At 65.3% G+C, this 13,414-nt stretch carries 1 protein-coding gene (cut by both window edges); it reads left to right on the forward strand.

The whole window is internal to a protein-glutamine glutaminase family protein gene (locus tag C8E96_RS13400; protein ID WP_133794404.1) on the forward strand: the coding sequence, 54,060 nt in all, runs 24,422 nt past the left edge and 16,224 nt past the right edge, and what appears here is coding positions 24,423–37,836 — codons 8,141 (partial) to 12,612 (complete); the first complete codon in view begins at position 2. Both the start codon and the stop codon lie outside the window.

Genomic DNA, 13,414 nt, shown 5'->3' on the forward strand with positions numbered 1-13,414 from the left:
GCGTTTCACGCGAGCTTCCCTCCGCCACAAGAACACCCAACTGGGTTTGGCGCTATCGGTGCACGAAACACCTGAGTTGACGCAGCTTGATTATATGGGGAAGCGCGATCTCCGCGAGGTCTTTTTGGCGAAACTCGACCGTTTGCCGGTGGCGGCCGAGCAGCGGCTGGAGTGGGTGGTGGAGGGCTTCTTCGCCGGTGATCCGTCGTCGTCGGGGGACAGGATGCGGATCGTCGTCCTTGAGAATCCGGGCAAGCTGGCGGACAGCGAGCTGGTGCGGCATGTGCGGGATGTGGTCGGTCGGGTGGTCGAACGGCTGCTGGCGGAGGGCGGTATCGATCGTGAGCAGGTGGCGCAGAAGACAAAGGGTTTCCTTGCCGAGTTTGTGGATGTGCGTCCGTTCCCCCTAGAGAACAACCGTTCGCGCGCGATGTTCGTCTCGGTGGCGCCGTCTGGGGAAGGCCTGGAATCTGGTGGTGCCGGGCGGAAGCGCTCGGCGGTCGGCGCCGTGGGCGAGCGTCCTGGCAAGCGGCGGCGGCAGGATGATGTGGCGGCGGATGCCACTGTGCCTGGGGAGTTCGAGTTCGCGCAGGAGCTGGACGTCGATGGGCTGGGTTTGGGCCTGGATCTGGATGAGTTCGATGAGGTGTTGGCCGGGTTCGAGTCGTTCCTCGCCGATTCTGCCGCGTCCGAACTCCCGGCCGGTGATGCTCCAGTTCAGCTGGGTGAGTCGGGGGCGGAGGCGGGTGCCGCGTCCGAGTTGGGGAAGAACACATTCCCGGCCGCTGTGGAGCCGGCGCAGGGGTGGGGTCAGTGGTTACAGAAACCGCATAACGTCGAGATGAAGGACAAGAGCCGGAGGGTCTTCATCGATGCGCCGGTGGATTCGCTGGCGGTGCACGACGGTGAGCTGGTCGGTATTGCTGCCGAGGAGAGGGCGGTGTTGGGGGAGAAGATCGACGAGCTTGTGAAGATGGTGGTCGATCGTCACGATCTGGGGCAGCAGTTGCCGGATGTGCGGTTGCGTTTCTGGTCAAATTCTCGGAATGAGAAGTCTCGTGATTCAGCCGGTCAGGTCGCGATGAACTGGTTGGAAGAGTTGGTGATGGCCAAGGTTCGGGACCAGCGGTCTTCGGTGGAGCTGCGTTTCACGCGAGCTTCCCTCCGCCACTTGCACACCGAACAGGGTTTGGCGCTGTCGGTGCACGAAACACCTGCGTTGACGCGGCTCGAGTATTTGGGGAAGCGCGATCTCCGCGAGGTTTTTTGGTCGAAACTCGACCATTTGCCGGTGGCGGCTGTGCAGCGGCTGGAGTGGGTGGTGGAGGGCTTCTTCGCCGGTGATCCGTCGTCGTCGGGGGACAGGATGCGGATCGTCGTCCTTGAGGATCCGGGCAAGCTGGCGGACAGCGAGCTGGTGCGGTATGTGCGGGGTGAGGTCGGTCGGGTGGTCGAACGGCTGCTGGCGGAGGGCGGTATCGATCCTGAGCAGGTGGCGACGAAGGCCGAGGCTTTCCTTGCCGGGTTTGTGGATGTGCGTCCCTTCCCCAAACCGAAGGGGCGAGTGCGCGCGATGTTCGTCACCGTGGCGCCGTCTGGGGAAGGCCTGGAATCTGGTGGTGCCGGGCGGAAGCGCTCGGCGGTCGGCGCCGTGGGCGAGGGTGCTCGGAAGCGGCGGCGGCGGGATGAGGTGGCGGCGGATGTCACTGTGCCTGGGGAGTTCGAGTTCTCGCAGGAGCGCTCGCTGCGCTTGGCGGGCGTGGTTGATGGTGTGCTCGTGTCGGATGGGGCCGTGTTCGAGGAGTTGTTGAGTGAGCGGGTCGCGCAGACTGAGACCGCGATCGAGTGGGCTCGCGGGGATGAACGGATCAGGGTGCTGGGGGAGCAGGATCCGGTGCTGGGTCTGACATTGGCCGATGAGCAGGAGGCTGTTCACGCGCGGTTCGAGGAGTGGTTGCGCGAGCAGCATGCACTGCAGATGGCGGTGTTTGAGCAAGACGTTGCCGCGTTGGTGCCGGACTGGAATGTGGTTCCAGGTTTGTTCGATGTTCTCACCGAGCAGGTGATGGCGAACGCGGACGCTTTCGATCGGGTGCTGCGGGAGCAGTCGGATGCGGCGGCGGCGTTGTTCCGGCGGTCGCGGTTGGTTCAGGTTGATGTCGATCTCGAGGGTGCGTTGGATGCCGCCGCACCGGAAGCGCTGATCGAGCGGGTGAAGATCGGGCGGGCCCAGGAGAGCGGGGAGGCGTTTGAGCGAGTGCGGGGGAGGCAGACCGAGCTGACTCGTGCCGTTGTGGAGTTGCAGAGCGCGCGGGTGTGGTTGGACGCGGTTGAGCGTACTGATCCGGATCGGGCGGGTCGGTTGCGTAGTGCCGCGGCGCGTGCCGAGCAGGAGTTCGAGGTCGCTTTGTCGGCGCTGGCGGCGCCGTATGAGGAGGCGTTGGGCAGCAGAGTGTCGGAGTTGGCGGAGGCGGAGGATCTGTCGTCGTTCGCTGATGCGCTGGTCGCCCAGCTCGAGGTCAACAGGGCGACGGCCGAGCGTGTGATGAGCGAGCGGCAGACGTTGCGCATGGCTGAGTTCTGGCGGCACCAGCGGTCTCTGGGCGACGGCGCTGTAGACGACCTGATCCCAGACATCGATGGACCGGGGCTGGGCCTGGATGAGTTCGATGAGCTGTTGGCCGGGTTCGAGTCGTTCCTCGCCGATTATGCCGCGTCCGAACTCCCGGCCGGTGATGTTCCAGTTCAGTTGGGTGAGTCGTCGGCTGCCGGGGCGGAGGCGGGTGCCGCGTCCGAGTTGGGGCAGAACACATCTGCGGGCGTTGTGGAGCTGCCGCGCGGGTGGGGTCGGTGGTTACGGGCTCCGCATAACGCCGAGATGAAGGGCAAGAGCTGGAGGGTCTTCATCGATGCGCCGGTGGATTCGCTGGTGGTGCACGACGGTGAGCTGGTCGGTATTGCTGCCGAGGAGAGGACGGTGTTGGGGGAGAAGATCGACGAGCTTGTGAAGATGGTGGTCGATCGTCACGATCGGGATCAGCAGTTGCCGGATGTGCGGTTGCGTTTCTGGTCAAAGTCTCAGAATGAGAAGTCTCGTGATTCAGCCGGTCAGATCGCGATGAACTGGTTGGAAGAGTTGGTGATGGCCAAGGTTCGGAGCCGGCGGTCTTCGGTGGAGCTGCGTTTCACGCGAGCTTCCCTCCGCCACTTGCACACCGAACAGGGTTTGGCGCTGTCGGTGCACGAAACACCTGCGTTGACGCGGCTTGATTATCTGGGGAAGCGCGATCTCCGCGAGGTTTTCTTGGCGAAACTCGACCGTTTGTCGGTGGCGGCCGAGCAGCGGCTGGAGTGGGTGGTGGAGGGCTTCTTCGCCGGTGATCCGTCGTCGTCGGGGGACAGGATGCGGATCGTCGTCCTTGAGAATCCGGGCAAGCTGGCGGACAGCGAGCTGGTGCGGCATGTGTGGGATGTGGTCGGTCGGGTGGTTCAACGGCTGATGCGGGAGGGGGGTATCGCCCCTGCGCAGGTGGCGACGAAGGCCGAGGGTTTCCTTGCCGAGTTTGTGGATGTGCGTCCCATCCCCAAACCGCAGGGGCTAGCGCGCGCGATGTTCGTCTCGGTGGTGCCGTCTGAGGTCTTCGTCAAGTCCGGTGGGCCAAGACCGGCCCATAAGCCGCCGACTGCCGACGAGGGGTTTGAGCTGGTCGACCTACCTCCCGGCGCGGTCAGCCGGCTGGTAAAGCGGGAGAGTGACAGGCGGATCAAGGGAGCCAGCTGGCAGCGTGGCTTGACCTGGAGCAACGCCACGAAGAGATACTCATTTGGACCTGGGTACGAACTGTCCGCCGATTCGGACTTCATGGCAGCGGCGGACGCTCTGGCGAACCTGGTGCGTGAGCGTGAGGACCAGGGTTTCCAGCTGCCGGATGTCCGGCTGTACCTGTTCACGAACTCCCACACCCCTGTTCCGATCCATACACTGCGAAACCGCCTCCAGCCGTTGCGCAACGCGGTGGATGCGCGGATGCCTCCGGTGAGTGATGCGCTCAAGTTCACGTATGTGCACCTTAGGGCCACCGAAAACGGCGCTCGTATGGCATTCGAGGCGTTCGACATGGGGCCGTACAAGTCGGACTTCTACAAGATGGCGACAAGCCTGACCGTGTTCTTCGTTCACGCTAAGACCTTCCTGTCCGCGGCAAGCGAACAACAGCTCACCTGGTTCGCGGACGGCGTGGTCGAGCGGCATGCAGACTCGGGAACGGATGAGACGAAGGAGAAACTGAGGTTCCTCGTCGGCGGTAACTCAGCGACGGCTGCCAAGAGGAACCTGGAGGCCATGGAACCTGTGCTCCGTGCTGCCTTCCAAAAGGCACTGCGGAACCATCCGGAGGCCTTTGCCGGCTCGGTTGACGACTTCATCAAGGAGAAGTTCCTGCTCATCCGGGCGTTCAAAGCCGAAGCCTCGCCCGCTGTGCTCATCGACGTCGTCTCGGCGTCTATGGTCGACGCTGACGGGGAGAACGGCGTTGCGGAGCCGGAGACGGTTGCGGAGCCGGAGACGGAGCCGGAGACGGTTGCGGAGCCGGAGACGGTCGCGGAGTCCGAGACGGTTGATTTGACCGGCTCGGACGACGAGTCCGCAGTCCGCGCGTTGGGCGGGCAGGTCTTCGCTGAGTTCAAGGACCTCGATCAGGACTGGGTGAATTTAGTTGGCGGGCAAGCGGACGTGGTCAGGACGTTCGGGAAGAATCTGGGCGCTGCGATCGCAGCGCAGGATTCGGATGTCGAGTTGCCCGACGTGCGCATTTCCCTGGGGTTGTCGGAGGCGAACGCGGCCAAGATGATGCTGACGCGCAACGAACGAGGGAAGCCGGTTCCCGGCAAGGAAACAGTCCTGAAACGGGCGCAGGATCGAGTGCTGGAGCTGCTGCGCGAGGGGATGAGGGAAGCGGGTGTCGACGACCGCGTTGCCGACCTCCCGATCACCTGGCAGTTGAACACCAGGTTGGTGAAGGATCCGAACGGGATCGCGCTGTTGTCCTGCGGTACTCCGGGCAAGACTGCGGACTACTACCGGGACACGAGGGAACTGGCCGTTGACTTCGTCCAATGGAACTCGCGAGTGCTGCCCGAAGCGGCGCGGCGGAGGATCGGCTGGGCGGTGGACGGGTTCGTTCGTAGTTTCGCGACGCCGACGAGGTCGCGGATCGGTTCGGCGGATTCTGGTAGTTCAGCTGCGCGCCCCAGACTGCGAGTGCTCGTCGCGGCGGTGAAGACCCACACGGCGAAATCCGCGAAAAGGACCGCTGATCGCCAGGATCTGGTGAAGGAGTTGGTGAAGACAGAGATCAAGAATGCACTGGAGCGCCTGCCGGGGGCAGGTGATCTGACGAGTGCGAGCGTGCTGAAGAACGTCGACTACGTCGAGTACGCGCCCATCTTGACCACGACAATGGTGAAGCTCATCAGAGTCGACCCGGAGGTGGAGGGGCGTGCGGAGCCGCGGACGGCGGGGGCCACGGATCCGGCGCGTGTGGCGACCTCGGAGATCCCGGCGACCTCGGAGATCCCAGGGAATCCGGAAGTCTCGCAGACCTCGGAGATCCCGGAGGTCTCGGGGCCGGTCTTGTCGCTGGGTGGATTGTTCTTGCCGCAAGTGCCGCAAGTGCCGCATGTGCCGCATGTGCCGGTGGTGCCGGAGTTGTCGGGGGTGGTGCCGGTTCCTGTTGTGCAGTCTGAGGTGCCGCAGGTGCATGAGGGTGGAGTGCCGCGCTCAGCGGGTGGTGAGCCGTCCTCAGTGGATTCTCGGGTCGTCGGTGATGGCGGCGTGGAGTTGGTGTCTGATGTCGCGGGGTTTGATCCGACGGTTGAGGGTGGTTGGTCGCAGGCGGGGTGGGATGCGGCTGTTCGGTCGGCTGGGTTGTTGTGGGGGGAGATTGATGCGGCGTTGGCTGAGGCGAGGCGGTTGGTTGATGCGGGGTTGGGTGTTGAGCAGCTTGGTGGTGGGTATGCGGAGCGGTTCTGGTTGTTCGAAGAGGTGAAGAGGCTTGTTCCGCAGCCGGGGGGTTTGTTGTATATCGGGGCGCCGAGTGATGTGCAGCGGGAGCGGTTGCGGCGGCTTGATGAGGTGCGTGCGGTTGTGGCGGATGTGTATGTGCGTGATGGCCAGGCGGTGGCGGAGGAGTGGGCGGAGGCTCTGACGGGGCGGTTCGGCTTGGTTCGGACTGGTGGTTTGCCGGGTGGGTTCCCGGCTGGTGATGTTCCAGTTCAGTTGGGTGAGTCGGCGGCTGCCGGTGCGTTGATGGGCTCCGAGTCAGACCTGTGGCCTCCCGTGCGGAGTGATCAGCCGCCACCGGACGCGTTGAGCCAGCAGTTGCATGCGTGGCGGGGCGGGGCGGACAAGGACGGGCGGTTCTTCTTTGATATGGCAGCCAAGTCGTTGGTGGCGGCCAACGGTGTGGTGGTGGCCGGGTTGACCCACGACGTGCGGACGGCATTGGAAACGAGGATCAACCAGATCGTGGACCTGGCGGTCGAGCGTCACGATGCGGGACAGCAGCCGCCGGATGTGCGATTTGTCCTCCGGCTGACAAGCCGCAGGCAGAAATTGGTCGATTCAGCGGTCCAGCAGACCATGAAGTGGTTGACGGACTTGGTGAACGCTAAGATCCGGGAACGACGGCCTTCGGCGGAAACGCTGCACTTCACGCCAAGTCGTTCCAATCATCGGCCCCAGACGGGCACAAGACAGCACTTTGATCTGACGTTGCACGAGTCGGCCGCGAAAAGCCGGCGTGAGTACACCGCTGATCGTGAGCTTGTCGAGCCTTTCTGGATGATCCAGAACGTGTACCTGTGTCTGCCTGCTGTGCAGCGGCTGGAATGGGTGGTGGAGGGTTTCGTTCGCAGGACCCGGAGTCCGTACAGCGATGTGTCCTCGGTAGGTGACAGGCTGCGGATCTGGGTCATCTCTGACCCCGAGAATGCGGCGTACCCGGTGAAGTCGGTGCGGGACATCGTTGCCGGCGTGGTCACGCGGCTGGTCGGTCCCGCGGAGGCCAAGGCTTTCATCACAGAATTCGTCGATGTGCATACCTATCCCAAACCTGTGAACCCCAGGTCTCGGTCCGGAATGTTGGTCCAGGTGGGGCCGGATCCGGCTGGCCGACCTTCCGACGATGCCCGTCGGCCAGGACTGGACGACGCGGCCGTGTCCCAGGCCGTGCTGTTTGACCAGGTTGCGCACGGCGAGGCAGCGACCGAGTTGACTCGGGCGGCCAAGCGTCTGCGGATGTTGGCGGGTTCCAACCGCGACCTGGCCAGCGGGGTGTTCAGGGAGCAAAAATATGCCGCAGCGGCGTTCTCCCAGTGGCTGGGCGAGCAGTGCGCGCTGGAGTGGGAGGCATTGGAGCCGGACGCGGATGTGGCTCCGGACCTGGTGGTGGCTCTCGCCGGGCAGCGCACGGCGAATGCCGAGGCTCTTGATCGGGTGTTGCGGGAGCAGTTGATCGCGGCGAGGGCGATGTTCCTAAACGCACGGCTGGACGTGGTCGAGAGCGATCCGCAGGGATCGCTGGACCCTACCGTGCCCGCAGCGGTGATCGAGTCGGTCAAGGCTGCCCTGGCTGAGGGGAGCCACAACGCGTTCAAGCGGGCGAGGTTGAGGCAGGTCGAGCTGACCCGTGACGCCGTGGAGTCGTATCGCGCAACCAGCGCGTTGTTCGGTTCTACCAACCCGCCAGACCCGGCTGGTGGTCCGGAGACCGACGGCGTGTCCGGTGCACCTGTGATGTTCTGGATGAAAAACGCCGGGCCGGATCAGGCGAAAGACCCGCTGGTTCTTCAGGCGAACGAACTCGGCATCGACTTGGATCCAGCTGGTGCGTCGCCGGATACCGACGTCTTCACGGAGTGGCTGGGTGCGCAGGTGGCGCAGTCTGAGCAGGCGGTGGCGTGGGTTCGTGGTGATGCGCGTCTGGAGAGTTTGGCGCGGAGCCACCGGGTGTTGGCGGAGTTGTTGGACGCTGAGGTGGCCGATGTCAGGACGCGGCTGGAAGAGCGGTTGGGGCCGTTGGCGCCGCAGGCAGCGGCGGTGGATGGGGAGATTGCGGCGCTGGTGCCCGATGCGGATGTGACTCTGTCGTTGAGTCAGGTTCTGGCGGATAAGAACGTGGAGAATGCCGATGCTTTTGAGCGGGTGTTGCAGGAGCAGGTAGACGCGGTGCTGGGGGTGTTCCGGCTGGAGCGGTTGACTCTGGCTGAATCTGATCCGGATCGGGCGCTGGAGGTTCAGGCGCGGGAGGAGCTGATCGAGCGGGCGATCGCTGAGCGGGCTCAGGCGACCAAGGAGGCGTTCAAGCGGGCGCGGTCGAGGCAGTTCAAGCTGACCCTCGCAGCGGTGGAGCGGCACCGTGCGCACGTGTGGCTGGACCTGCTCGAGGGCCGTGATCCGGATTCGGCGGCTGAGCTGCGTGCGGCTGAGGCGCGAGCCGCGCTTGCGTTCAAGGGTCAACTGTCGGAGCTGAAGGCGCACCATCTGCAGGAGCTGTCCCGCAGGCTGGCGACGGTTGTGCGGGGCATGGATCTCGGTGCGGCGATGGACACCCAGTTCACTGCGAACAGGGCGGCGCTCAAGCGCGTGCTGCGGGAGCAGCGGGAGTTGCGGATGCCTGCGTACTGGCCGGAGCACATGCGGCTGCCGGTTGAGCTGACTAAGGCAGCCCCGGCGGCCCCGGCAGCCCCGGTAGCCCCGGCGGCCCCGGCAGGCCCGGCAGGTTCTCCGGTGCCCGGCGACGCGAGGTTATTGCCTTCCGACCTGCAAGCCAGGCTCGACGCGACCAAACCCCGGAAGCTTGATGGACTGAGCCGGCACACGGTAATGCGGACCGGCAAGGTGGGTAGGTCGTGGCGTGTCTTGTCGGTGGTCGATAAGACTGTTGACGCGGTGCTCGTGGGCGACGCTGCTCTCATGGATGCGGCGCGCGCTGTGGCAGAGCAGTTGGCTGAGCGTATGAACGCCGGTCATCAGCCGTTGGACGTCCGGATCTACGCGCAGGCACACTTCGCCCACAGTCCCAGTGATGACGAGTATCGACTGTTGCGTTCTGATCTGCGCGACTGCGCTGAGGCGCTCGAACAGGCGTTGACAGCGCTGATGCCGTTGGTTGACGGTTCGGCGACGTTCACACAGTTGACCAGAGTCGTCTCGGGTGTCGACACCGTCACCCACCCCAAGACCAACGTCGGCACCGACATTCACGTTGGGTTTGAGCTGTTCGAGACGGACCCGGTGGGGCTGGAGCACTACGCGGAGCTGCCGAACTTGACCGAGCGTTTCGTTAGGTACAAATCGTTCCTGGACGCGACGGCTGCGAAACGGGTCCGCGCTTTTGTCATGGGCAAGGCCAGGATGCGGCAGAAGGTGCAGATCGTCGTTGCAGGCTTCTCACCGACGACCGTCCAGAACGCTGTGAAGGATCTCCGGGCGCGGGTGCTCGCCGGCCTCTACCCGGCCAGGGATGAGCGCGTTCTCATCAATACAGTTGTCGGGCCGGACGTTCGTTTCGCGTTGCACCTCGATGTCATCCCCGACGATGCAGACCAGGCAGCAGGTAGCGCGGGGCCGATCGAATCGGAAGCACTGCCCGGACCCGGCAGCACCGTCGTCCCGCCGCCGATCGAACCGGCGCCTGCCAAGCACGATCAGATCCATAAGCAGGTCGGGTCGGGGGGCGAGTCGTCGGCGACTGGGGCGGCCATGGGAGATGCGTCCGAACTGTGGCGGGACAAACCTGCGAGCGCGTTGGCGCCGCCGCGCGGATGGACCGTGAAGCTGAGGTTCGTGCACGACAGCGAGGTGGCGAAGGGGCTGAAGTTCTTCGTCGATCTGCCGCCAGGTTCGGTCGCGGTTGAGAACGGCGAGTTGCGGGGTCTTTCCGACAAGAAGGCGCTGCACGAGAGGATCGCCGAGATCGTGGCCTTGGTGGTCGCTCGTCACGACGCGGAACAGCAGCCGCCGGATGTGCGGGTTCGTTTCCGGTCGCGGAGTGCCGACAGCGTCGCTGTCGAGTCGGCCATGCAGATCACCGTGGACTGGTTGGAAGGGCTGGTGAACGCGCAAGTCCAGCTCCAACGGCCGTCGGCGGAACCGCTGCGATTGACCCGATTTCGGCCCCTGCACAAACATATCGTGAACCAGCACTTTGAGCTGGTGGAGCACCACTCGGAGCCGCAGGGGCGGCCCGAATACCGCGCGATGCGTGAGCTCGTCGAGTCCTACTGGTCGAAGTCGGACGAGGAGCTGTCCGTGCCGGCTCTGCGGCGGCTGAAGTGGGTGGTGCAGGGATTCGTCCTGCGGCGGAGTCCAGGTCCGTACGGTGATTCGTCTTGTGCGGGGGACAGGCTGCGGCTGTTCGTCGTATCGGTGCCGTGGCTGGGAGCGGCCAGGGTGAAGGTCCTGCGGCAGGTGGTCGCTGATGAGGTAGAGCGGCTGCTGGGCGACTCGGCGAAGGCCGAGGCTTTCCTCACCGAGTTCGTCGATGTGCATGTCCACCCCAACGATCCGGACGGCGCCCGGGACGCTGTGTTGGTGTACGCGCGGCCGTTCTCGGCTGTCCTGCCGGAAACATCGCTGCCGTCCGGGGGGCGCACCAAGCTGAACACCCGACAGGACCGCCCGGTGGCGGAAGGGCTGAGTTACGTCATCGATACGCCACCGGAGTCGATTGGGGTGGACGAACTCGGTGAGCTGGTCGGTCTTCCCATCGCCAAAAGGTTGGCGCTGGAGGGGCGGATCAACGAGATCGTGGACCTGGTGGTCGCCCGCCACGACGCGGAACAGCAGCCGCCGGATCTGCGTTTCCATTTCCGGTCCCACAGTTGGGACAGCACCGCTGTCAATAAGGCGTCCGAGCTGACGAAGCGCTGGGTGGAGCGTCGGGTGAACGCGAAGGTCCAGAGCGAACGGCCCTCGGCGGTACCGCTGCGCATCACGCAAGCTCCAGTCACGAGCAGTATCAGAGCTGGCGTCAGACAGCACTTCGAGCTGGTGGAGTACCACTCGGAGCCGCAGGGGCCAGGCTATTACAGCGCTATTCCCGAGCTCGTCGAGACCTACTGGTCGAAGTACGGCGGGCAGCTGCCTGTGCCCGCCGTGCGGCGGTTGCAGTGGGCGGTGGATGGGTTCCTCCTTAGGAGTCCGAGTCCTTACGGTGACTCCTCCGCCCCGGCGGAGGACAGGCTGCGGCTGTTCGTCGTGTCGGCGCCGGACAGGGCGGCGGCGCGGATGGCGTTCGTGTGGCGTGCGGTCAGGCATGTGGCGGAGCGGCGGCTGGGTGACCCCGCGAAGGTCGAGGCCTTCCTCGACGAATTCGTCGAGGTTCTGTACACCAGGGCCGCCAAGCGGGAAGGTGTGTTGCTGTACGCGGGGGATCCGGCTGCCAAGCCCCCCGCCGCCAACCGGAAGCGGCCGCGGGGCGGTAACCAGGACGCACCTACCGGAAAGCGGCGGCGGACCGACGCGGCGGGCGCAGGCACGTCTGGGCACATCGAGTCTTCGCCGGACGGCAGCGCCGTCGACGAGCAGGCAGGTCCGCCCGCACCGGACGTCGACATGCTGGATGCCGACGTGTCCGAGGATGGGCACATCGAGCTGCCTTCCGGGTCCACGGCAACCCCGATGGAGTTGTCCGAGGCGCCCATTGACGCTCCGGGCGAGGTACTGACCAGCGAGCAGGAGGCGTGGCTGCTGGCTGAACTCAGGAAGACCACCGTGCCGAGCGGCTCGGCCGACAGCCAGGTGTTGCTCACCGGTGAATATGTGGAGGACTACTGCGACCACCGTGCCCACGTGTGGGCAGTGAAGTTGTTGAGCATTGGTGTGCCGAACGTCGCGAAGGTGTTCGTCGCAGTCAATGACGGGTTGTACATCGACACTCCGTACGCCTACGGCGCTACCGAAAGCAGCCCGGGGCGGGTGGCCTATGGACATCATGTGGCGCCATTGTTCGAGGTCGAGGCAGCCGACGGATCAGGACCGGTGCAGTTGGTGCTGGACCTGACGGTGAGCCCCGATCGGGTCCTGACGGTGGGCGAATGGCTGGACGCGTTGCACGCTCCCCGGTCCGCGGGAGACACCTCCCGATTGCCCGTCCAGCCACTGCCGACGCACTTCGAGGGCGCCCTGCCCGACGGTGAGATGCGGCTGGTGGCGTTCGACCCGGCCACGTACTCGCCGCCGTGGCTCGACGACTACTTCCCGAAGACCTTCGACGAGACGAGCCAGTTCATCGCGGATGGCCCCGAGCTTCTGAACGGTGAGCGGGAAGTCACCGCCCGGCGGGCTTTCCGGCGGTGGCACCACGCGCTGCCGGATTCCGCGCGGGAGCGGTTCGACACCTGGCACGAGTCCGCGAGTGGATTGGACGTGCGCCGGTTCCAGGACTACTTCCGCGCGCTGAACGAGGCCGAACGCGGCGAGATCGCCGACAGGCTGGCCGGCGGTGACGTGTCCGATCTGAGCCCGTCGCTGCGGTTGAGCGTATGGCTGGCGGGCCTTGGCTTGACCGGGGACGGGAACCGGCCGGACGCGACTCGGATCCTGGCGGCAGTAGGCATCACCCCGCAGGTGTTGCCGCCGAACGTGTCGTTCGAGGGCATCCAGGACCTCGCGATGTTCTGGCTGCAGGAGGCTGAGCAGGATCAGGTAGAGGACCTGCTGGAGCAGTTGGCGATCGAGTTGGGTGTCGATCCATGGGACATGTGGGACGGTGCAGAGGAGCAGGTGCCTGACTCGGTGGCTGTTGATCCGACGAGTGGTTGGTCGGAGGAGGACTGGGCGGCGGCTCTGGAGCGGCTGTTCGCCGGTGATGGGGTGGCGTCCGAGCAGGCTGGGGCCGAGGACGTGCTGGAGCAGTTGGCGATCGAGTTGGGTGTCGATCCACGGGGCATGTGGGACGGCGCAGAGGAGCAGGTGCCTGACTCGGTGGCTGTTGATCCGACGAGTGGTTGGTCGGAGGAGGACTGGGCGGCGGCTCTGGAGCGGCTGTTCGCCGGTGATGGGGTGGCGTCCGAGCAGGCTGGGGCCGAGGACGTGCTGGAGCAGTTGGCGATCGAGTTGGGTGTCGATCCACGGGGCATGTGGGACGGCGCAGAGGAGCAGGTGCCTGACTCGGTGGCTGTTGATCCGACGAGTGGTTGGTCGGAGGAGGACTGGGCGGCGGCTCTGGAGCGGCAGTTCGCCGGGGTGGCGTCCGAGCAGGCGCCGCTGGAGCAGGACGAGTTCGACCTGCCTACGGACGACCCGTCCGGCGATGCGCATCAGCGGGGGCGCGGTGCGCTGGATGAGGCGGTGCCGCGGTTCGAGCGGGCTCCGGTCGACAGGGGCCCGGAAGAGCGCGTGGCGCCGCCC

This window comes from Actinokineospora alba (assembly GCF_004362515.1).
GTDB lineage: Bacteria > Actinomycetota > Actinomycetes > Mycobacteriales > Pseudonocardiaceae > Actinokineospora > Actinokineospora alba.